Genomic DNA, 22,934 nt, shown 5'->3' with positions numbered 1-22,934 from the left:
CGCCAAATTTCATCCCCGCAATCGTAATATTAGAATAATCCACAAAACCTTAAAAAATTGTGAAAGCTATAACTCTTCTCGGCTCTACAGGCTCCATCGGCACTCAAACTCTAGATATTGTAGCTCAATACCCCGAACAATTTCGGATTGTCGGCTTAACCGCGGGACGAAATGTGACCTTGCTGGCGCAACAAATCAGACAATTTCGGCCATCCATTGTCGCGATTGGGGACGAAGATAAATTACAGGAATTACAAGAGGCGATCGCAGATATCGACCCTCAACCTATTTTACTGGCTGGGGAGACAGGCATTGTCGAAGTTGCCAAATATGGCGACGCTCAAGCCGTCGTCACCGGCATAGTGGGCTGTGCTGGTTTGTTGCCAACAATTGCCGCTATCCAAGCAGGTAAAGATATCGCCTTAGCCAATAAAGAAACATTAATCGCAGGCGGTCCCGTTGTCAACCCCCTCATCGAAAAACACGGAGTTAAAATATTACCAGCCGACTCAGAACATTCCGCAATTTTTCAGTGTCTCCAAGGGGTACTTCCAGGCGGCTTGCGGCGCATTATTCTGACTGCTTCGGGAGGTTCTTTTCGAGATTTGCCCATTGAAAAGTTAGCGGAAGTGAAAGTGGCGGATGCTTTGAAACATCCGAATTGGTCCATGGGACAGAAAATCACCATTGATTCTGCGACTTTGATGAATAAAGGATTAGAAGTAATTGAAGCTCACTATTTGTTTGGAATGGATTATGACGATATTGATATTGTCATTCATCCCCAGAGCATAATTCACTCCTTAATAGAACTGCAAGATACGTCGGTTTTAGCGCAATTAGGATGGCCAGATATGCGGTTGCCACTGCTTTATGCCTTGTCTTGGCCGGAGCGAATTTATACTGATTGGAAACCATTTGATTTGGTAAAAGCTGGGGATTTAACTTTTCGAGAACCAGACCATGAAAAGTATCCTTGTATGCAGTTAGCCTATGCGGCTGGACGGGCTGGGGGTTCCATGCCTGCGGTATTGAATGCGGCGAATGAACAGGCGGTCTCACTATTTTTGGAGGAAAAAATTCAGTTTTTGGATATTCCGAAATTGATTGAAAAGACCTGCGATAAACATCAACAAGATAACTGCGCAAGTCCTGGTTTAGATGATATTTTGGCTGCGGATAAGTGGGCGCGGCAGGAAGTTTTGGCGGAAAGTATGGAATTGGGTGCGCGCATTCTTTCGGTGCGGTAATTGTGTTACTAAATTTGCACGGGCTCTCCAGTCCGTGCCACAAAAAGTAAATATAATGGTGGAACAGGCATCTTGCCTGTTCTTAAAAAAAGTGAATTCGACTGAAAACCACTATATGTTTAGTGTTCTATTTGCTAACTTTCGCCCGCAAATCAGCCGTACTCATATTTTCATACATTTCAAAGGGTTGATGAATCCAAGGATTATCAGCCAAATAATCTACATAATAATCTGGTTTCGCAGCGGAACCAGCTTTGTACCAAAGCACCGCCGTCCGAATTTCCTGAATATCTGGGCTGTAGCGACTCTTGAGCCAGAGGATACTTTGCTGCAAACTCACCCCCGAATCGACCATATCATCAACCAGCAGAATTTTTTTACCTATATCATCGCCCACCATGGTCAAATCGCGGGCAAATTTAATCGAACTTCGGACTTTCCCCTCGGCTCCACTATAGGATGAGGCCGCTAAAATTGCCAGGGGTTTGTGGAAAATCCGCGACAAAATATCGCCAGCCCGCAGCCCACCACGGGCTAGACACACAATGCGATCGAAGTTCCACTGAGATTCATCAATTTTTACAGCCAAATCCTCAATTTTTCGATGGTAATCTGACCAAGAAATGTAAAGGTCGCTCATGCCTAATATGATTGAAATGTTACAGATATTATTCAATATTTTGATGACAATGGCATGAAAGTATCCAGGGAGCAAAGCCCGCTAATTGATTGCTTCCTATACTGAGGACTGGCCAAATCCCAAATTCCCAATCTCAAATTCAAAATCTCCTATCAGATGGGGGCTGATTTTAATCTACTACTTTCAGCCACCCGCGACGTACAGCGTGCAGCAAACGGTTGATGGCTGTTTGATCTTCTTCGGTGAGACTGTCGTTTAGTAGTGCTGTCCTGATCTGTTGTCGGTGAGTCCGAGTTAATAAACCAGAGTGATATACCTGAAAGACTAGCTCTGCAATCGTAAATTGAGGTAAAAGTGTTTTGGTCATCATTGGATTTTTATTGAACTCACTTTTGATAGTATTGACTTATTTATTTAATATTGATGTGATTCCCATACACGAGTAAATGTGATCTACTGGCTGGGAATTAGTGATTTGTGTCATCGGTGATTCACTCTGGAGCTTGTATCGAATCGCTCCCAGGAGTCCCGTACTAACTCCGTCTCAATTTGTAGCTTTGGACTAGGATCTAATCGTTATTATATCTTAAAATATTTTAACACTTAAGTTCATAATTCCTAATGTCTTGCTACTGATGACGGCCAAGGGGTGAAGTCTGACTGGTGACTAGGCCGATTTGAGGCCGAGATTGGGGATTTAAGGCAGAACCAAGCCTCGGATTCAATCTAACGCCGCCACTGACTGACGGGGCACAATCGACAATCTCCCATCCCCAATCTGAAATTTTGGGACTGCTGACTACTGACTCAAGCCCCTGAGATTAATCAATAGGGAGCATCCGAAATCCGAAATCGGAAATCAATCTGATATATAATAATCACAAACACTGTGAGTTCAGAAAAACAGAGGCGGGGAAACATGATAGTTATTGCTTATTTCTTGATTGCTTCAATGGTTTTTTTAGTTTGGTTTCAACGTTTTTGGAACGATACGGCTACGTCTAAAACAGACTGGATATCTTGGGTCGCTTTAGTGTTCGGCCCTCTTTTTTGGCCTGTTGTTCTGCCCCTCTCCCTTTTGCAAATAAATATCAAAAAATCCCCAGTAGAATCATCTAAATTAGAGGAAGAATCCTAATTGATTTTTGAGGCAAGAGCTAGGAAGACATGGTGTAATTGAATACAAGGGTGCTTTCAGGTTATGAGTTCAATCTGGTGGTGGACCGGGCAGCATTTGGCTCTGGTGGTGCGGGATTATTGCAAATTGTATCGCAGCTTACTATTGTCTGGATGTCAACAGCAATATGGCTGATTTTCTCATTCCGAAACAGTTGCTACTATAAGCCCCAGTTAATCGATTGGGGATTGGCTATGGCAGAATTAACCGCGGATGGGCGAGGAGTCACTCTGGGTGTGGGAATGAATGTGGTGGTTTGTAACCTGGTTGCTGGATGGTCATGGTGCAGAGCCAATCTTAGATGGTCTCAAAAATTTGAATTTTTGGGGAACTATAACTGGAACTCAAAAGTCTGGTTAATGAGACTTACAACTGTGAAAGTTGCGGTCATGCGATGGACAGGGATTTGAATGCAGCAATTAATTTATCGCGGTTGGCTAAACCGTGAAAGCTTGCTGAGGGATAGCCGCTCCCATGCTCCCGATGAAGCAAGAAGCAAATGTCTAGACTTGTCTAGTATTTGTAGAGCAGTATACTAACAGAACCCAACTTGGTCAAAACCCGATTCTGGGCGATCGAACCAGTTGCGATCGACACTAAATACCACTCCGGTGCGATTTCTCCCTATTGAGTTCGCGATCGGATGAAAAATGGTTGATGTGTATTTGCAGCATATTGTATTATCTTTGTGTTAGTTGGAAGCCCCAACTATAACGAAGCTTAGTTGGGGTACTTCAGATGACAGCCTATAGCAGATGGGTAAATTAGAGTCTCAACCGATGCCCGGTTTAATTTATTGAATCCCTTTGGAGGGAAAAGTGTATTGTAGAAAAATGATTCATTTTTTAGGAGGAGTGTAAATGACACAGCTAATTAATCCAACTACGCCAGCAATTTCAGTCACACTGCCGGGTGGTGGCTCTAATATTAGAGGTATCGCAGGCGACAACAGGTTGACTGGCACCGCACAAGGCGACATCTTGCTCACTTTTGGAGGCAACGATGTCCTCGCCGGTGGAGATGGCAACGACCTGATTTTATCCGGCGGTGGCAATGATGTCATCGGTGGCGGCCCTGGCAGTGATATTGTAGCTGCTGGTACTGGCAACGACGTTGTAGCTGGTGGCGATGGCGACGACTTACTCTTTGGCGGTAAAGGAAATGACCTCCTCGATGGCGGTGCTGGCAATGACACCGTTTCTGGCGATCAGGGGAATGACACCGTACTTGGTGGTAGTGGCAACGATCTCGTGCTTGGCGGTGCTGGCAATGACATCGTGGTTGGCGGTGACGGCAACGATAGCGTCTACGGCGGTCGAGGCAACGATACTGTTGATGGCGGTGCTGGCAATGACTTTATCTCTGGCGACAGAGGTTCGGATGTCCTCACAGGTGGTGCTGGCAGCGATACCTTCTACTTCTTCTCTGCTGGTGGAGATTTCGGTGTAGACACGATCACTGACTTTACACCTGTGGAAGATAAGATTCGCTTGAAGTCCGGCGGTGCTTTCGCTGCTTTGGGCACAACCTTTGAAGCTAGCGAGTTTGTTGTGGTTTCTGGTTTCACCCCAGCGACTCCAACTGCTGCTACGGCGAACAAGTTGGTCTACGATCCGACAAGCGGTGTGTTGTACTTCAACCAAGGCTCTTCTGTGCTGACTGTGGCTCAGTTGACACCTGGTCTGACGATTACTGCAAGCAACTTCGAGTTGTTCTAGAACAACTGGTGATTGTGGGGCGGCACTGGATTTTATCTGGGGCTGTTCTCGCAAGGTTGGTAGTTTCTCAGGATTTCAACCTCACTCTGCCAGTGGCGGGGTGAGGTTGATTAACTGTATAATTTTTAAAAAATTTTTTAACATTTGCTAACAATCAGTGAGATTTGGTAGATGTATTTGTATTATGTATAGTCAGCAACCCAGCCCTAAAGGGATCGTAAAATATCAAAAAGTTTAAACATTAAAATTTAGGGTGAATAAACTGCAACTGCTGGCGAGTAATGAGTATTATAAATATTGAAAAATATATCGGGCAAGCCCAGGTTTATTTGAACCGGGGAAAGTTAACTGAGGCGATGGATTGTTGCAAAAAGGCGATCGAACTTCAGCCTTTTTCACCCTCAGCTTACACGACTTTGGGCGAAATCCTAGAAGCTCAGGGAGATCCGACGGCGGCGAGAGATGCTTTTGTGCAAGCTTTGGAAATTTCGCCAGGGTTTTTTATGGCTCATGCTTATTTGGGTCAATTATATAGCGAGTATTGGTGGCTGGATGAGGCGGCTTTTCACTATCGGCAAGCTCTGGATTTGAAACCAGACTGGCCGGAACTATATTATAACTTGGGTAATGTGGTTCACAAACAGGGGAATTTGTTGGGGGCGATCGACTCTTATCAACGGGCGATCGCTCTCAAACCCAATTATCTCCTTGCTTTGTACAATCTGGCTGTGGTTTTAGCTGAAAATAATCAGCTCGCAGCAGCCATAGATAGCTACCAACAGGTAATTGCTCTCCAGCCTGATTATATCGATGCTTACAACAATTTAGGCTGCACTTTGGTAAAGCAGGATCGCATTCCAGAAGCGAGGGAAATTTACCGGGCTGGGCTGGCGATTCAGCCAGATTCGGCGAGTCTTTATAATAATTTGGGTCAAGTATTGCTTGACAAAAATCCCGATGGGGCGATCGCAGCTTATCAAAGAGCGATCGAGTTAGAGCCGGATCTGGTTTTGGCTCATTACAATCTGGGGAAGGCGTGGCAAATACAAGGGGAACATTCGGCGGCTGTTGCTTGTTTCGATCGCGTAGTCGAGCTCAATCCCGACTATATTTCGGGCTATACTGATGCCGGGTTTTCTCTGATGGCTTTGGGCAAAATTACCCAAGCTTTGGCCTATTTTGCCCAAGCAATTGCCGTCAAACCGGATTTTGTTGAGGCTTATTGTGATTTGGCACAGAGGGAGCAATTTGCTAGAGATGATGATGATGAATTCTCAAAGGCGATCGCAGCTTGTGGTAGATTTTTGCAAGCATTGATTGGAAGGAAGTCAGAAGTCACCCCCCCCCTACCCCCCCCAAGGGGGGAAAAGAAAGAGAAAGAAGCTATTCTCCATGCCCAATTTTCAATGGGTGAAATTTGCGATAATTTAGCAAAAATTTACTTACATTTAGGGAACTCTTTAACAGAGTATGGCAGTCACGAATCGGCGACAACTTACTATCAAAAAGCTTTACAAATTCAGCCTCAAAATACAGAGCTTTACTGGCTGCTGGCCAATTCTTTGGTAAAGCAAAAGCGGTTAAATGCTGCTATTTTTCTATACCACAGGGCTTTGGCTATTCAGCCTGCTCTACCGCAAGTTTATTTTGAGTTGGCAAAAGTTCTGCAAAAACAGGGCTATTGGGAACGGGCGATCGATTATTATCAAAAAGTTTTGGAGTTGCAATCCTACGGCTATTCACAGCCACAATTATCGCCACCAGGTGATTCTATTGCCGTAGATTCAAGGGCGATGGAACTTCCTCAAGGTATTTATTTATCTACTTGGGATTGGCTGGTTAATGCTAGGCTGGATGCGGGTAATTATGTGGAGATAGTTTGGAAATATGCAGCCGCAACCAGGGAAGCAAATACTGCCGATTCCCAATTGCCAATTGCCAATTCCCAATTAGCTAATTCCGATTGTGGTGGTTTAACTTGCGGGTTGTGTTTGCATCGAATTTCTAAGTGGTTCGATCCGATACATTTGGGTTGGGGAGTTTGCAGTTTGTCCAACTCGCAACCACTACCTGTGGAGTCGCCCAAGACTTTTGTTGCTACCATTCCCAATGGGCGAAGTTGGATTGTGCCGCAGGAAAATCATTGGTTGATTTGTAAGGCGATCGCAGTTATTACTCCTGATAACTATTTGTTGGCTGATGTGTCGAGAGATTATCCGGGATTTTTGCCGGGATGCGAGAAGCATGATATCAGAAAACATAGCGTTTTTAACTTAGAATCCTTTCCACCTTTAAAGCAGATTGAAGGTAGGGTGGCGGTGCTTTCTGGTTTATCGGGAAATGTCTATTTTCACTGGATAGTTGATGTTTTGCCGAGAATAGAGTTGCTGCGACGCAGTGGTAGAGATTTGGCGGAGATTGATTGGTTTTTGGTGAATAGTTGCCAGCATCAATTTCAACGGGATAGTCTCAGAATTCTGGGGATTCCAGAGGAGAAAGTCTTGGAGAGCGATCGCCTGCCTCACATTCAAGCCACAGAGTTAATTGTACCATCTTTTGCTGGATATTTGGGCTGGCCTTCTGGCTGGGCGATCGATTTTTTGAGAGGGGAGTTTCTGAAGGGAATTATACCTAGTTATAACTACCCAAAACGGCTTTATATCAGTCGTAGTAAAGCTAGATATCGGCGAGTCTTGAATGAGGCAGATGTGGTTGAGGTTTTGGCAGAATTTGGGTTTGTTTCTATTTTACCTGAATCTATGTCTCTGGAGGAGCAAATTGCTTATTTTTCTCATGCTGAGGTAATAGTTGCCGCCCACGGTAGCGGGTTGACAAATACGCTTTTTTGTCAGGGTGGAACTAAAGTAATTGAGTTGATGTCGCCTCATTATATCAGCCATTATTACTGGGGAATCAGTCAATATTTGCAGTTGGAACATTACTTTTTAACTGGGGAGGCTTTTGAGTGTTATCCTATTAGACAGTTGATGTATCAAAATTCCCTGACAGAGGATATCTTGGTCAACTTGAGTTCGCTCAAGAGGATGGTTGAAGTGGTTGGTTTGGGTTAGTTGGCGTCTAGAGTAGTGGAAATTATGCCCTCGATTGATAAGATGGAAAAAGCAGCGGTTGATTTGAGTCAGCAAGCAGAAGCTTATTTAGCTGAAGGTAGGTTAAATGAGGCGGTGGCTGCTTGTGAGTCAGCCCTGAAAATTCAGCCGAATTTGGCGACAGCTTGTCAGACACTGGGAAAAGTAATGCAGCTTCGAGGAGAAATTGAGCAAGCTAAACAGTGGTATGAAGCGGCGATCGATCGCAATCCCCATTTACCAGAAGTATACGCTAATCTCGGCATTTTGTATTCTCAGCTAAAACAGTGGGAAAAGGCGATCGCAGCTTGTGAAAAAGCTATTTCCCTCGCACCGAAATTTGCTGCTGCTTACCGACAGTTGGCGATAGTTTGGACGCAGTTGCAGAAGCAAGAAACAGCTACAGAGTATTGGTATCAAGCTTTTAAGATCGATCCGAATTGGGCAACGGCTGACGAGTACGTCACCCTCGGAAATCATTTAGTGGAACAAGATAAGTTGGAGCGGGCTATTGAATGCTATTCGCGGGCAATTCAAATCGATCCTAAATTATTAATAGCTTATCATAATTTGGGAGAGGTGCTATTTCGGGAAAAAAGGTGGGAAGAGGCGATCGCCAACTACCGGAAAGTCATTAAAATTAATGCCGATTCCTTTGAATCTTACCACAGTTTGGGGAAAATTTGGGCGGCTAAAGGAGAATTAGACAGGGCAATTTCTTGTCACCAAAAAAGTATTGAAATTAATCCAAACTATGCTCGTGCTAGCTTGGGATTGGGCAATGTTTTGGTACAAAAGGGTGAGTTAGATGCAGCAATTAACTGTTACCGCCAAGCAATTAAAATTAACAGCAATTCCGCTTGGACTCATAATTACTTAGGGGAAGCTTTGGCTCACAAACAACTGTGGGAAGAAGCGGTGATTTGCTACCGCCAAGCTATTGAATTAAATGCAAATGTTCCTTGGTTTTACCTGAATTTGGGAATTGCGTTAACCTGTGAAAAATCATGGGATGAAGCGGTTGCGGCTTACCTGCGTGCGATTCAGCTTGAACCCAATTTGACGGGAATTAATCAGAGATTGGGATATGTTTTGCGGAAACGTAGCGAGTCTGGTCTCAATAACACAATTGTTAGTTATTGTCAAGATATTGAGATGCTTCCTAGCGGCAAAATTTACCACAAATTGCTGGGGATTGAGTTAGATGGAGCGGAATTTTATCTAAATTTAGGAAATAGTTTAGCTAAGCAGAAACAGTTGGAAGGTGCGATCGTCTTTTATAGCATGGCGCTGCAAATAGAACCCAAGGCACCGGAAGTTGTTGCCAAACTGGATGAGGCGCGCCAGAAACAACGGGAGTTATACGCACAAATTGCCACTTACCGTCACCAAATTGCGATCGCCCCCAATGATTCTAAAGCCTACAACGATTTAGGCAACATTTTACCACAATTAGGCGAATTAGACGAAGCAATTGTCTGTCACCAAAAAGCCAGCGCCTTGAGGGGGTGGGCTGAATGTGAGACGAAAAATTATCAATTTACCCAAGATTGGTTTACCCACAATATCCCTATTTGGCAACGACATTTGCAACCCTTGGCAGGAATTCCCGAATTTCAAGTTGTGGAAATCGGCAGTTTTCAAGGAATGTCTGCTTGCTGGTTGTTGGATAATATTTTAACTCACCCCACCGCCAAAATTACTTGCATTGATTTACACTTCCAACAACATTTTAAGGGTAATATTGCCAAAACTGGATTAGCAGATCGAGTCCTTGAATTAGAAGGCTATTCTCAAGACTTATTAGTGAATTTAACTTCGGAATCTTACGACATTGCTTACGTTGACGGCTGTCACAAACCCACCAGTGCCCTGCAAGATGCAATTTTATCTTGGAGGTTGGTGAAAGTCGGGGGATTGATGATTTTTGATGATTACGAATTTACGTTTCCCGACAGCCCGGAGCAAGATACTAAAATCGGGATAGATGTTTTTCTGGAGATGTTTGCCAGTCAGTTAGAAGTAGTTCATAAAGGCTATCAACTGATTGTCAAAAAAACTGGTAATCAAAACTTGGGAAATGAGCAAGCACTCTTGTCTCAAGGTTGGGAAAAGCTGGGGGATATTGCGGCAAATACGGGTTATGCCGATGAGGCGATCGCCCGCTATCAAACAGCCATTAAAATTAAGTCGGGAACCTATGCACTTTACCACAAATTGGGTAAAAGTTTACAAGAAAAACAACTGTTTGACCAAGCTATCACCGCTTACAGACTGGCAATTCAATTGAATCCAAATTTTAGTTGGGCTTACCACTATTTGGGCGAGACTTTGGAGGCGATTGAGGAATATGTTGATGCTGCGGCTGCTTACCGCAAAGCAATTGAGTTGAATCCTGATTTTTGTTGGAGTTACAGCAGTCTGGGTGATGTTTTGATGGAGCTGGTTGAGTTGGAGGAAGCTGCTGTCGCTTACCGCAAAGTCATTGAATTGAATCCTGATTTTTGTTGGGCTTACGACAAGTTGGGTAAGGCTTTAATTGCATTGGAAAATTGGGAGGAAGCGGAGGTTGCTTATCGCAAAGCTGTTGAGTTGAATCCTGACTTTTGTTGGCTATATAATAGTTTGGGAGAAGTGCTGGAAGAGCAAGAAAAGTGGCCGGAAGCAGCAGTGGCTTTTCGCCATGCTGTTGATTTGTCGCCGGATACTATTTGGCTATACAAAAAGTTGGGTGATGCACTGCGAAAACAAGGGGATTGGGAAAGTGCGATCGCAGTTTATGAACACGGCATCAATCTGGAACCCAAATCTTGTTGGTTTTACGAAGGATTGGGTTTAACTTTAATTGAAAAACAGCAGTGGGAACCGGCAGTAACTAATTTAATTCAAGCACTGCAAATCCAACCAGATTTGTTTGAAGTTTATAATAGTATAGGTTATGCTCTGGAACAACAAGGAGAAGTCGATGAGAGCGATCGGGCAAAATTTAGCAATCAAATCTTACCATTAACTGTACTCAAAAAATACTGCGGTTTTACAGAGGATTTGGCAATTACAGCAGAGTCAAATCCGAACATTACTTGTATTGACATCCATCCAGCCAGTCAAATCAATTTATTAGCTTCCAAAACTACCGACAGCAACAACAGATTTGGGGCCGATAAAACTCATGCAAGAAAAGCTTTTGTTACCTTACTACCAAAGGGACGAGCTTGGGCTGATGTCGTCACTACCGCCGCCATTACTTCAGATAACAAACTTGTTGGCGATATCTCAATGGGTTGTGCTGAATTAGTCATCACTTCCGACAAATTACCTCCCACTGAACATATAAATGGAAATGTGGCTTTTTTATCAGCACGTTGGGGAGGAGCGGCTTATTTTCATTGGATGTTTGATGTCATGACTCGATTTGACCTTTTGCAAAGGAGCGGGTTAATCGAAAGTATAGATAAGTTTGTTGTCAACGCCTGCGATTCTGCTTACCAAAAAGAAACTTTAAATACTTTAGGAATTCCTGAACATAAAATTTTAGAAAGTCGCTGTAATCTCCACATAACCGCCGATAAATTAATAGTTCCTTCAATTTCTTATGATGGAGCGGGAGCAGTTTCTAAATGGAAATGCGATTATCTGAAAAAAGCTTTTTTAACTACACAGCAACCACTAAAAATAAATTATTCAGAACGAATTTATATCAGTAGACAAAAAGCATCTTATCGGCGAATTGTCAACGATGAAGAAGTAATTAATTTCTTGGAAAAATTGGGGTTTCGGAGTGTCCAACTGGAAACGATGTCGGTAGCTGAACAAGCAGCTTGTTTGGCTGCTGCTAAAGTAGTTGTTGCACCTCACGGAGCTGGATTGACTAATCTAGTTTTCTGCTCTCCGGGAACTAAGGTAATTGAGATTTTTTCTCCTATTTACGTGCCGTATTGTTATTGGATGATTAGCAATTTTTGCGATTTGGAACATTACTATTTAATTGGTGATTTGTTGGATGACGGAACTATTGAAAAACCCGTACATAAAAATATGCACTTGGATTTGACATCCCTGGAGAAGTTAATGAATCTTGCAGGAGTTTTGCATGAATAATGAGTACCATAATTTGGGTAATTCCTTGCAAGAAAGTGGGAGATTTGAGGAGGCTATCATCGCCTACAAAAAAGCTGTTGAATTGAATCCCAATTTTTCTTGGTCTTATCACGGTTTGGGCGATGTTTTGCAGAAACTGGGACACCGGGATGAGGCTGTAGCCGCCTACAGGAAAGCTATTGAGTTAAATCAGGATTTTTCTTGGTCTTATCATAATTTGGGCGATGTTTTATTAGAATTAGAACAATGGGAGGAGGCTGTTGCTGCTTACCGCTGCGAGATTAAAATTAAGTCAGATTTTGCTTGGTCTTTTGGCAATTTAGGCGATGCTTTGACTAAGCTAAAACAGTGGGATGAAGCGATTTATGCGTACTTACAAGCTATTCTAATTGACCGAGATTTGCCCGGAATTTATGAGAAGTTGGGCTATGTTCTGCGACAAACAGAGTCTGACTTAAGGCCAGTGTTTTTACCAGGTGAATTGCCGATTACATCGGAAAATCGCGACTTTTATTTGGGTGTAGGGAAGAATTTAGCACAGGACGATCGCCTGGAAAGTGCAATTATTTATTGTCAACTACTCTTGACATATGAGCCATTGTGTGATAATTGGTTGACGCAATTAGGGGAGTTTTTGCAGGAACAAGAAAAGTGCGATCGCACTTTAGCCTCCGCTCGCGAAATAGTCGCCCAAAAACCTGATGATTGCTTGTCTTATTACAATTTAGGTGCTGTTTTAAGCCATCAAAAAAAGTGGGATGAAGCGGCGGATTCGTTCTTGCAAGCAATAGAAATAAATCCTAATTTTTACTGGTGGTTTTATTACAATTTGTGGGAAGTTTTGGTTAAGCAAAATAAGCTGGAGGAAGTCGCGACTTTGTATCGCAAAGTTGTGGAAGCTCAACCGGATGCTTTTTGGCCTTATTTGAATTTGGGGGAAGCTTTGACTAGACAAGGCAAAATTGAGGAGGCAATTGGCTGTTATCAAACAGTCAGTTATCGTCAAACTTTTGCATCTATAAGTAAGGATACAGGCAAGATGCCTGTGCCACAAAATACAGTCAAAGCTCCTAATTTTATCATTATTGGTTCCCAGCGGTGCGGCACAACTTCTCTGTACACTTATTTAGCTCAACACCCGCAAATTTTGACTCCCATTAAAAAGGAGATGGATTTTTTCTCGTGGCACTTTGATAGAGGGATTGATTGGTATTTGGCTCATTTTCCACCGATGCCAGCCGGGGAGCAATTTTTGACCGGCGAAGCCAGTCCCAGCTATTTTGACTCTCTGGCAGCACCAGAACGCCTCTACAGCGCTTTTCCAGAGGTGAAGCTGATTTTACTGTTGCGCAATCCGGTAGATCGCGCTATTTCTCAATTCTATCGCTTGACTGAGTTAAACTGGGAAGGGCGATCGTTCGATCGAGCAATTAGCGATGAAATTGCACGATTGGCTCAAAATCCAGCATACATCATTGGCGAGGAACCGGGTAATTATTTAGCTCGCGGTAGGTATATAGAATTTATCAAAAACTGGCTGGCTTGTTTTCCGAAATCACAGTTGTTGATTTTGAGAAGTGAAGATTTTTATGCGAGTGCAGCGGGGACTGTTTTGCAAGTTTTAGATTTTTTAGATTTGCCTGAATATCAATTGCCTGAGTACCCAAATGCTAATCCTGGTTCTTATCAGCCTATCAGCGATTCGGTGCGCGACTGGTTGAGTGATTATTTCACACCTTACAATCAGGAATTAGAGGAATATTTAGGCAGAAAGTTTAATTGGGAATAGGGCATCGGGCATCGGGCATGGGGCATCGGGCATTAGTGTCAACTTAAGCCTGAAAGCTTTGGTATCTCTCGCTTTTACGCCAAGTCTAGATCCCCCTCGCATCCCCCTTAAGAAGGGGGACTTTGATCGGAATCTTGTTCCCCCCTTCTTAAGGGGGGCTAGGGGGGATCTGGATTTAATAGTCAAACAGCAATCTCTGACTGGATTTGAGCTTAAGTTGACACCAATGGGGCATTGGGCATTGGTAGCTCCCCCTCTCCCTCTCTCCCCCTCTTCCACTCTCCCCATTGACAAGTCATACTCGTTATGAGTACGATTAGAGGAGCAAGTGAATTTAACCCAAATACCGAAGGATTCAAAATCATGCTGCCGAACAAAGAAGGTCAAAGAGTACCCAATGTCACCTTTCGCACCCGCAAAGATAACGAGTGGGTTGATGTCACCACCGCTGATTTGTTTGGAGGCAAAACCGTAGTAGTATTTTCGCTACCGGGAGCATTTACTCCCACTTGTTCGTCAACGCACCTCCCCGGTTACAACGAATTAGCAAAAACTTTCAAAGCCAATGGTGTAGATGAAATTGTTTGCATTTCCGTCAATGATGGGTTTGTGATGAACGAATGGGCAAAAGACCAAGAGGCGGAGAATGTTACCTTAATTCCCGACGGTAACGGCGAATTTTCTGAAGGCATGGGAATGCTGGTAGACAAAACAGATTTAGGTTTTGGTAAGCGGTCTTGGCGCTATTCTATGCTAGTGAAAGATGGCTTAATAGAAAAAATGTTTATTGAGCCGGAAGAGCCTGGGGACCCTTTCAAGGTGTCGGATGCTGATACGATGCTTCACTACATCAACTCCGCAGCGGCTAAGCCCAAAGTTGTATCTTTGTTCACCAAAGTCGGCTGTCCCTTCTGCGCCCGCGCTAAGGCAATGCTGACTGAAAAGGGCTTGGATTATGAAGAAATCGTTTTGGGTCAAGATATCACAACTCGATCGCTCCGTGCCGTAACTGGGGCCACCACAGTGCCACAAGTATTTATTGATGGCAAATTGATTGGTGGCTCCGAAGCCCTAGAATCTTATTTGGCTGCTGGTTAGGAAACAATACCTAAGTCCCTTCCCTAGGAAGGGAAGGGGGAGGGAGATGTCTTGCCCCTTTTGGGCGAGGTTTGGGTTCAACAGTGCCATAGTCACAAAAATAAGATCGATCGCCCGATCGATCCATTCTCGTGTCACAATTACCTGTGAAGTAAGATAAAAAACCAGACATGGGAGTAACCGATCGTGGATTTAAGTCTCGTATCATCCAATATCTTAAATCCACCCGTATTAGCTTTTTTTATGGGACTGCTGGCAGTTTTTCTCAAATCTGATTTAGAAATTCCAGCACCAATCCCCAAACTATTTTCATTGTACTTACTGTTTGCGATCGGATTTAAGGGCGGAGTTGAACTGGCAAAAAGTGGCATCGACCAGCAAGTTGCACTGACAATTCTAGCAGCGATATTGATGTCAGCACTTGTGCCAGTTTATACTTTCTTTATACTGAGAATCAAACTAGATTCTTACAATGCTGCTGCGATAGCAGCTACCTATGGTTCCATCAGTGCGGTAACATTTATCACCGCCACTTCTTTTCTCAAAGAACTGGGAATTGACTTTAACGGCTACATGGTAGCAGCCCTAGCATTAATGGAATCCCCAGCAATTATCGTCGGTCTCATTCTCGTTAGCGTATTCGGCGGGGAAGAAGGAAAACGCGAAATAGTTTGGCCAGAAGTGCTGCAAGAATCCTTCCTGAATAGCTCTGTATTTCTGCTCATCGGTAGCCTAATTATGGGTATACTGACAGGAGAACATGGTTGGCAAGTGCTGAGTCCTTTTACCCAAGATTTGTTTTACGGCGTTCTGACTTTTTTCTTGTTGGACATGGGACTCGTCGCCGCCAGCAGAATTAAAGATTTGCAAGAAGCAGGAATTTTTCTGATCGGCTTTGCCATCCTAATTCCTATAGTAAATGCAGTAATTGGTTTGCTAATAGCGAAATTAATTGGAATGCCACAAGGAGATGCTTTGCTGTTTTCGGTATTGTGCGCCAGTGCTTCTTATATAGCAGTTCCTGCGGCGATGCGGCTAACTGTTCCCGAAGCTAACCCAAGTCTTTATATTTCAACGGCTTTAGCAGTGACGTTTCCGTTTAATATCATTGTAGGTATTCCCATGTATCTATATGTAATCAATATATTTTGGAGGTGAGATGATGGATTCAGTTAAAAGAATAGAAATCATAGCTCATTCAGTGGAGCTGGGAAAGATTTTAGATGGCTTAGATAAGGCAGGAGTGCCTGGTTATTCGGTGATTCGTGATGTCGCAGGAAAAAGCACCAGGGATCATGTTTCCCGCGATTCATCAATGACGACGCTGGATAACATTTATGTGCTGGCTTTTTGTTCTCCAGATCAAGTATCAGCAGTCGCAGAAAACATTAGACCGGTTCTGAATAAGTTTGGTGGGTCGTGCTTTATTTCGGATGCGGTGGAATTGCTAATTACTAGGTGTGTTGGGTAGTTTTGGGAATTGGGAATTGGGAATTGGGCATAGGGCATGGGGCATAGGGCATGGGGCATTGGTAGTAGTCAGTTGTTAGTAGTCGCCAACAGTTAACAGTTAACTATCAACAGTCAACAGTCAACTGTCAACAATTCCCAATTCCCAATTCCCAATTCCCTGGGCGCAAGAAAATTCATAATTCTTAAGATATAAAAAAGATTAAGTTGGACAAATGAGTTGCCGTGGTAAATTTTAACGCACAAGTTGCGATCGAGATAGCGATATTTTGCAGAGGAGTTTAAATCATGGCTACCCTAAAAGTTGGTATCAACGGATTTGGTCGTATTGGACGGCTAGTGATGCGCGCCGGCATCAAAAACCCCAATATCGAATTTGTCGGTATTAATGACTTAGTTCCACCAGACAACCTCGCTTACCTTTTCAAATACGACTCCACCCACGGCATTTACGACGGCGAAGTTGAAGCCAAACCAGACGGCATTATTGTTGACGGAAAATTTATCCCCTGTACGTCAATCAGAAATCCCGCTGAATTGCCTTGGGGTGACACGAATGCAGATTATGTTGTAGAGTCTACCGGATTGTTTACCGATTTTGCCGGTGCATCAAAACACTTGACTGCGGGAGCAAAACGAGTAATACTTTCAGCACCAACCAAAGATCCTGAAAAAGTTGCAACTTTTCTGGTAGGTGTCAATCATCACAAGTTCGATCCGACAAAAGATACTGTTGTTTCTAATGCTAGCTGCACTACAAACTGTCTAGCACCAATTGCCAAAGTTATCAATGATAACTTTGGTTTAGAAGAAGGTTTAATGACTACAGTTCACGCGATGACAGCTACTCAACCCACAGTAGACGGACCAAGCATCAAAGATTGGCGGGGAGGAAGAGGTGCTGGTCAAAATATTATTCCATCTTCTACTGGTGCGGCGAAAGCTGTTACTTTGGTATTGCCAGAATTAAAAGGAAAACTGACGGGGATGGCTTTGCGCGTGCCAACTCCAGATGTGTCTGTAGTGGATCTTACTTTCAAAACGGCGAAGGAAACTAGCTATAAAGAAATTTGTGAAGCTATGAAAAAAGCTGCGGAGGGCGAACTAAAAGGTATTCTCGGCTATACTGAAGATGCGGTGGTTTCGACGGATTTTCAGGGCGATGCGCGATCGAGTATTTTCGATGCTGGTGCAGGAATTGAACTGAATTCTAAGTTTTTTAAAGTTATTTCTTGGTATGACAACGAGTGGGGCTATTCTTGCCGCGTGATTGATTTGATGTTGTCTATGGCGCAGAAAGACGGCATTTTCGATAATTGATTTTTTGTGGGGTAGCATTCTGGGGGGGTTCTCCGGCGCACCCCACAAGCAGATTTTTTCCATTTTCTATCTTCCTTCTTCCATCTTTAGATATAGAAATCCTTGCAGGAGTCGTAAATCTTTTTACCCCACCCCAACCCTCCCCTTAGTAAGGGGAGGGAGTAAGACATTCACAAATGATTTAGGATTGCCATATGTCTGAATTGCCACCTATCAATCACGAAACTATTTGGGCTATCCTCAACGAAGAAATCGACGATGCTGCTGTCAATCGCTTAGTTTGGCAATATTTAGGCTACGGTTGGGATGCAGAGACTGGGCTGTGGAACAGTGAAAATGTGGCCCCGGAGTGGCGCACAGAGTATCCACAACCGCCGGATTTTATCGATTCTAGACCCGCAACGGTGAAATTGACTCGATCGATCCTGCCAGAAAACAAGCAGTTATTGAAGGAAAAATTGGGCTTTCAAGGCTATAAAATTGGGGAATTCGGACCGAGACAGACTCGGAGGGCGACGATGGCTAATTGGTTGATGGGTTTTATGGAGGCTGAAAGCTAGAATCTCAAATTGCCTGACATCGGTCTGTTCCGTGAAGTATTCTAGAATCGGAACAAAACAAGTGTGAGAAGAATTTATGAAAATCACCCAGATATCTCGCTTGACCAGCATTTCTCTCGCTAGCCTCATGCTAGCTGGCCTTTGTGTAAGTGCGATCGCCACGCCCGCCACTACCCAAGCCACCACTATCCAAACAGCCCAAGCTACTGCTAAAAAGCGTCTCGTCGTCATGGACTTCGACTACGGCACTACCAACAGTTACTATAGCTCCTACAGAGGAGTAGGCGCGGCCAAAGGCATCAGCGAACTGCTAATCAATGAACTGGTGAACAATGGGACTTACACTGTAGTCGATCGCAGCAAACTCGAACAAGTGCTCAAACAGCAAAATCGCAGCGGTACAATGGATGCCGGCACCGCAGCAGAAATTGGCAAACAATTAGGAGTTGATGCCGTGCTCATCGGCACTATTACCAAGTTTAATGTTGACAAACAATCCGGCGGCGGCAGTTTTATGGGAATCGGCGGTGGTTCTTCCAAAACCAAAGCCATAGTTCAAATTGACGCACGGTTAATTGGTACTGCTTCGGGAGATATTCTGGCCACCGCCAAAGCAGTAGGAGAGGCCGATCAAAGCGATTCTAGTATCTCGATCAGGGGTATCGGAGGCAATTCCAACAGCAGTAATGAGGATTCACTTTTGAGCGCCGCTGTGGATAAAGCAGTATCACAAATGGTGACAAAACTTGCAGAAGTATCTAAGAAATTAGGTTAGGCCTCTTTGACCCCGACTTAGCTAAACAAGTCGGGGTTTTAACAGCTAGCTTTTTATAGCATTTGAGTGACTTATATAAAATCCTCTCTTCATCGGAATTATTAAACTCTCTCTTCTCTTCCTTCGCGTCCTACCCTACGGGAACCCCTGCGGGGAACGCGCCTTCGCGGTTAAATCACCTGACGATACAACCGGAATTGATATTACAAAGGAGTTTTTCGGGCTATTAAAACTCTCATAAAAGCAAGCTTTGAACAGGCAAGATGCCTGTTCCATAATTATTGGAGATGCCTATTTTGTGCAAAGATTGGAGAGCATCTAACTATTTTCACGTCTAATTCTACTAACTAGAACGGCGACGCTTCAGCCATGTTTTGGCTGTTCTTGCTGCTCCTACCAATTCCCTGATCCCCGGCACACGGTCAAACCACGGATTAGGATAGATGTCACTACGGGAACTCTTTTGCCACCCCAGGTTGGGAGAAGCAATCAAAGTCACAACATCGGGATTTTGAGCTCGGAAAGTAGAATAAGCTCCATCGAGGTGCATCGGACCACCGTCGGGATGTCCGGGAGGTCGCTGTTGCACTTGTTCGAGGAAACCCAAGAGGCGATCGAAAATCCTGCCGTTTACACCGTAAAAATGAGTAGTCATCACCGCCTCAGAAAAGGGTACGAGGGGGACAGGAGACTTTTCTCCCACCTTGGCGACGTGTCCGAAGTATACGAAATCCCAATCTTGCTGACGCAGTTGTTCGACGATGGCAGCTTGCTCTGTGCTGAAATCTGGTGAAATTTCTAAGTCGTCTTCGACAATCAGAATACTGCTCAAACCCTCCTGTTTTGCCCGCTTGAGGATAGCCACATGACTAGAAAAGCATCCCCTCGCCCCAATACTGGGGAAACCTCCTGCATCGTCGGGGCGGATTGCAGGAAATATTTCAACCTGATGGGGCTTGAGGGGCATTCCTGCAGCCTCTAATTCGTTGACTATGAGTTTGCGTCTGTCTGTCCTCTCAGGGAGATTTACCGCATAAACTCCCTGGAAATAATCTGTGATTTTCGTCATAGTTTGAGATCAAATCAAGAGACTGTTGAATCTTCGGGTTGAGGGTCCCCAAATTTTATTTGAGGTTTGTGTCTGACTTAAATTACTCTATCTTTAGCAAACGGGATCTTCCTATTTACAAAACTTACTCTAGTTCCTGAGACAGCATCTAGTATTGATACTTTAATTACCATTGGGATTGGTGGCATCAGCATCCAGACATTTTCCCTGTTGATTGGAGTTTAAGGCTGGGTTAGAGACTACCTGAGACACGGCATTTTTTTCTTGAATCCATCCCACTTCCCCCGGTTGCAGCTTAGGGATTTGGACTGCCACAGTTGGTTTAACAGTGGGGGAAGGCGATGGAGTAGAAACAGCAGGTGAAGGATTAGTTTCTGGTTTAAAAACTCGCGAAAAATCTTTAATTGATTTTGGTTTGGGAGAATTAGATGCTACTACTTCAGGAATCGAGCAAACTTTCAATTCCAGCCAATTACCGGCTGGTGCAACCTGTTTGTTTGTTACCTGCAAAACGCTACCTGCTGGGACTGTTCCTTTTATATCATCACCGATTTTTTTTAGCAAATACAAGCGATCGCCCTCGGTTCCCGAAACGGCAGAATTTTTAAATTCTACAAAGGAACCTTGTTCTAAAGCTTGAATCGGATCGGGGAGGGGTGTTGCCGTTGGTGATGGACTGCTTTTAGTATTAATTACACCACGTTTCCCAAACATTGATTCCCCGGCAGCATCGATCGCTCGACCTACCGGAGGGATGAAAAAATAAGCAAATACTCCCCCCAAACCTAATAAAAATACTATTTTCAGCAACAGCGAGAATAGACTTTTGCTTTTTTGTGGTAGCTGTACAAACTCAGTTTTTAATTGAGAATTACCCTCACCCGTATTGGTGCGATCGTTCAAATCCGTGGGCACATCTTCGGTGTCAGGAATGGGTTCCCGCGACGGTTCTAAAACTGCAATGGACAGTTCTGTAAAAGTATTGTCTTTCAAATGTGCCTGACAGTGAATTAAGCCAATGGTAACGTTATCATGACCATTTCGAGTATTAGCAATATCGATCAATCGATCGCGCGCCGAGGCCACACTAATGCTACCGTCAAGAATCGGCAAAATCTCCGTTTCCCAGCATTCCTCAACCCGGTCTTTATCGCTCAAACCATCGGAACACAATAGCAAAACACAGTCCTCATCCACCACCAAACGCTGCACGCTAGGGTGGAGAGTGTTGGAAGAAGTAATCCCCAAAGCTTGAATGAGAGCACCAGCAGCCACCTGTTCCAAAGCGTCCCGGTACAGCGCATAGCCCAAACGCACCTCGCGACAAGCCACATCGTCATCGAGAGTAACTTGATAGCAGCCAGCGCGAGTAATCAAATAAGCCCGACTGTCTCCGACGTGGGCGACATAAAGTTCGTGGACGTGGGCTAAACCCATCACGAGGGTAGTTCCCATGCGCTGGCGGCCCTGGCGGTGTTCGCTGTCGTTACGATCGGCTATTTCGTCATTAGCAGCACAAGCAGCTCGTTCCAGCTTGGAAATCAGAGTCAGTGGCTCGTAAATATCCTTGTGGAGGACAACTTGCTGCAACTTTTTTCGGAGCACAGAAATTGCCAATTCCGAAGCCACTTCTCCGCCATCTTGTCCGCCAATACCATCGCAGACGATCGCGCAAGCTTCCGAGCCCGGTATCACCGACAGTACAGTACCACTGGGGGGGTGACAAGCATCTTCGTTGTGGGCGCGCGATCGCCCCACATCAGTGCCGGTGGCAATCTCCACCGTGCGATCGTACCATTTGCCACAAATTAGCAGAGCCTTATCCAACTGAGCCACGAGTTGTTCGCCGTTGCGAATCTGACGGGCGATCATTTGTCGGCAAAGTTCCCCCAAAAAATTGAGGATAGCCGGGTGAGCCTCATCCAGCAACTGCTGCCACAATTTTCCTAACTCCGACAAATTAGGTGGTTTGCGATCGGGCTGTAACTCCAGAAACCGCACCACAGGCCCTTCCACCCGTAGCAATTCGGGAGTTAACAGCGTCGCCGCCACGCCCTGAGTAATACAGGGCTGCCAAAGTTGGGCAATTTGCCACAGCCAATTAAGTTGACGCATGGCCGAGGCCCCTCTCCAGGAGTCCGTCAATTCCGGCATCAAGCATTCGCTGACCTTGTTAATTGGCGAATTTTCCAGCAGCCAGATATCCCCCGACAGCTTACTGACCTTGGAGGATACCATCCCATATACTTGGGGTACGTGCAGTTGATAGGCAAACAGTCTCAGATAAGGAGTTATAAAGTTTGGAATGTCTTCGGGAAGTTCCGGCAACTGTTCGGGTTGAGTATCTACCAGAAGTCGCTCGCGCTTAAGCAAGTAGCGACCGGCGATTAGATCGCCCGGTTTACAAGCTTTTATCCCTTCACCTAAAGCCCATAAGTAGTTTTTTGGCACAGAGTTTTGCATAAGGGTTCCTAGACGCCTTTGGGCCCAGTGCTGATCTGAACTATTTTAGCGCTTGAACCTCGACGGGTTAATACGTGGCGATTATTTTACACTCCCCGGTCTCGCATACGCGGGGATTTTAAGACTTTGTTGCCTTAATATCCCTATTGCTAGGGTTTCCGGGCGCAATCCTGTTACCAAAAAAGGCGGTTTGCTCTCCTAGTCTTGCAACTGGGCTCCTCGGTCCTCACTTTCCCCCAGTCGGAGGGTAAGTTTTAATGTCTTGTACTGACAAGTGGTATTTTACCACGCCAAAACACTGTGTTAACATCATTTGGCACCATGGGTAAATCCAGGCAGGTTTTATCCTGCAACTAGGTTTGAAACTTGGACTTTAGTCGATCGGGTTTTCAGGCGATTGTTGATAACATGGAGTCAT

16 protein-coding genes are annotated in these 22,934 nt (G+C 44.5%); 12 read left to right on the top strand and 4 right to left on the bottom strand.

Annotation, left to right across the window (positions count from 1 at the left end; genetic code table 11):
- Positions 1-59 precede the first annotated feature (59 nt).
- Entirely contained in the window at positions 60-1,250 is a 1,191-nt protein-coding gene (dxr, locus tag AAFP14_RS10535; RefSeq protein ID WP_341732206.1) for a 1-deoxy-D-xylulose-5-phosphate reductoisomerase, read from the top strand.
- Between the two features lie 127 nt (positions 1,251-1,377).
- Here the strand turns inward: dxr and AAFP14_RS10530 are convergent, their stop codons facing one another.
- A complete protein-coding gene (locus AAFP14_RS10530) occupies positions 1,378-1,890 on the bottom strand; it encodes a phosphoribosyltransferase (protein ID WP_341732205.1) in 513 nt (170 codons plus the stop codon).
- 169 nt (positions 1,891-2,059) lie between these two features.
- The gene (locus tag AAFP14_RS10525; RefSeq protein ID WP_341732204.1) at positions 2,060-2,260 is read right to left on the bottom strand and encodes a hypothetical protein; all 201 of its coding nucleotides are present in this window, start codon (positions 2,258-2,260) and stop codon (positions 2,060-2,062) included.
- Positions 2,261-3,404: 1,144 nt separating this feature from the next.
- Here AAFP14_RS10525 and AAFP14_RS26675 point away from each other — a divergent pair.
- The 11 genes from AAFP14_RS26675 (at position 3,405) to AAFP14_RS10470 (ending at position 18,984) form a co-directional block, all read left to right on the top strand.
- Entirely contained in the window at positions 3,405-3,515 is a 111-nt protein-coding gene (locus tag AAFP14_RS26675) for a zinc ribbon domain-containing protein (RefSeq protein WP_472851040.1), read from the top strand.
- A 412-nt stretch (positions 3,516-3,927) separates the two neighbouring features.
- A complete protein-coding gene (locus AAFP14_RS10515) occupies positions 3,928-4,785 on the top strand; it encodes a calcium-binding protein (protein ID WP_341732202.1) in 858 nt (285 codons plus the stop codon).
- Between the two features lie 281 nt (positions 4,786-5,066).
- Positions 5,067-7,856 (top strand): tetratricopeptide repeat protein, encoded by a 2,790-nt coding sequence (locus tag AAFP14_RS10510; RefSeq protein WP_341732201.1) that lies wholly within the window; start codon positions 5,067-5,069, stop codon positions 7,854-7,856.
- Between the two features lie 24 nt (positions 7,857-7,880).
- Complete coding sequence (locus tag AAFP14_RS10505) at positions 7,881-11,972, top strand: tetratricopeptide repeat protein (RefSeq protein ID WP_341732200.1); 4,092 nt, start codon at positions 7,881-7,883, stop codon at positions 11,970-11,972.
- The gene (locus AAFP14_RS10500; protein WP_341732199.1) at positions 11,965-13,761 is read left to right on the top strand and encodes a tetratricopeptide repeat protein; all 1,797 of its coding nucleotides are present in this window, start codon (positions 11,965-11,967) and stop codon (positions 13,759-13,761) included. The genes AAFP14_RS10505 and AAFP14_RS10500 overlap by 8 nt, the downstream gene beginning before the upstream one ends.
- 363 nt (positions 13,762-14,124) lie before the next feature.
- A complete protein-coding gene (locus tag AAFP14_RS10495) occupies positions 14,125-14,859 on the top strand; it encodes a glutathione peroxidase (protein ID WP_341732217.1) in 735 nt (244 codons plus the stop codon).
- A gap of 186 nt (positions 14,860-15,045) precedes the next feature.
- Positions 15,046-16,017: a sodium-dependent bicarbonate transport family permease gene (locus tag AAFP14_RS10490; protein WP_341732198.1), complete on the top strand. Its 972-nt coding sequence runs from the start codon at positions 15,046-15,048 to the stop codon at positions 16,015-16,017.
- 1 nt (position 16,018) lies between these two features.
- Positions 16,019-16,330 (top strand): P-II family nitrogen regulator, encoded by a 312-nt coding sequence (locus AAFP14_RS10485; RefSeq protein ID WP_341732197.1) that lies wholly within the window; start codon positions 16,019-16,021, stop codon positions 16,328-16,330.
- A 287-nt stretch (positions 16,331-16,617) separates the two neighbouring features.
- The gene (gene gap, locus AAFP14_RS10480; protein WP_341732196.1) at positions 16,618-17,649 is read left to right on the top strand and encodes a type I glyceraldehyde-3-phosphate dehydrogenase; all 1,032 of its coding nucleotides are present in this window, start codon (positions 16,618-16,620) and stop codon (positions 17,647-17,649) included.
- Positions 17,650-17,843: 194 nt separating this feature from the next.
- Positions 17,844-18,209, top strand: a complete 366-nt coding sequence (locus AAFP14_RS10475; protein ID WP_341732195.1) for a DUF1823 family protein — start codon at positions 17,844-17,846, stop codon at positions 18,207-18,209.
- A gap of 76 nt (positions 18,210-18,285) precedes the next feature.
- Positions 18,286-18,984 (top strand): CsgG/HfaB family protein, encoded by a 699-nt coding sequence (locus tag AAFP14_RS10470; RefSeq protein ID WP_341732194.1) that lies wholly within the window; start codon positions 18,286-18,288, stop codon positions 18,982-18,984.
- A 343-nt stretch (positions 18,985-19,327) separates the two neighbouring features.
- On the opposite strand, the gene AAFP14_RS10465 is transcribed toward AAFP14_RS10470, so the two are convergent.
- Entirely contained in the window at positions 19,328-20,053 is a 726-nt protein-coding gene (locus AAFP14_RS10465) for a glycosyltransferase family 25 protein (protein ID WP_341732193.1), read from the bottom strand.
- Between the two features lie 162 nt (positions 20,054-20,215).
- Positions 20,216-22,504 (bottom strand): PP2C family protein-serine/threonine phosphatase, encoded by a 2,289-nt coding sequence (locus AAFP14_RS10460; protein WP_341732192.1) that lies wholly within the window; start codon positions 22,502-22,504, stop codon positions 20,216-20,218.
- Positions 22,505-22,934 lie beyond the last annotated feature (430 nt).

The sequence above is a fragment of the Microcoleus sp. EPA2 genome (assembly GCA_020882975.1).
GTDB lineage: Bacteria > Cyanobacteriota > Cyanobacteriia > Cyanobacteriales > Microcoleaceae > Microcoleus.
The sequence above is the reverse complement of the archived record's forward strand: the minus strand, read 5'-3'. Positions and strand labels throughout refer to the sequence as shown.

Excerpts from the sequence above, each read along its gene's own strand:
- AAFP14_RS10515 (WP_341732202.1), top strand. The coding sequence starts at position 3,928 with ATGACACAGCTAATTAATCCAACTACGCCAGCAATTTCAGTCACACTG.
- AAFP14_RS10505 (WP_341732200.1), top strand. The coding sequence starts at position 7,881 with ATGCCCTCGATTGATAAGATGGAAAAAGCAGCGGTTGATTTGAGTCAG.
- AAFP14_RS10530 (WP_341732205.1), bottom strand. The coding sequence starts at position 1,890 with ATGAGCGACCTTTACATTTCTTGGTCAGATTACCATCGAAAAATTGAG.
- AAFP14_RS10500 (WP_341732199.1), top strand. The coding sequence starts at position 11,965 with ATGAATAATGAGTACCATAATTTGGGTAATTCCTTGCAAGAAAGTGGG.
- AAFP14_RS10525 (WP_341732204.1), bottom strand. The coding sequence starts at position 2,260 with ATGATGACCAAAACACTTTTACCTCAATTTACGATTGCAGAGCTAGTC.
- AAFP14_RS10485 (WP_341732197.1), top strand. The coding sequence starts at position 16,019 with ATGATGGATTCAGTTAAAAGAATAGAAATCATAGCTCATTCAGTGGAG.
- gap (WP_341732196.1), top strand. The coding sequence starts at position 16,618 with ATGGCTACCCTAAAAGTTGGTATCAACGGATTTGGTCGTATTGGACGG.
- AAFP14_RS10465 (WP_341732193.1), bottom strand. The coding sequence starts at position 20,053 with ATGACGAAAATCACAGATTATTTCCAGGGAGTTTATGCGGTAAATCTC.
- AAFP14_RS10495 (WP_341732217.1), top strand. The coding sequence starts at position 14,125 with ATGCTGCCGAACAAAGAAGGTCAAAGAGTACCCAATGTCACCTTTCGC.
- AAFP14_RS10475 (WP_341732195.1), top strand. The coding sequence starts at position 17,844 with ATGTCTGAATTGCCACCTATCAATCACGAAACTATTTGGGCTATCCTC.
- AAFP14_RS10510 (WP_341732201.1), top strand. The coding sequence starts at position 5,067 with ATGAGTATTATAAATATTGAAAAATATATCGGGCAAGCCCAGGTTTAT.
- AAFP14_RS10470 (WP_341732194.1), top strand. The coding sequence starts at position 18,286 with ATGAAAATCACCCAGATATCTCGCTTGACCAGCATTTCTCTCGCTAGC.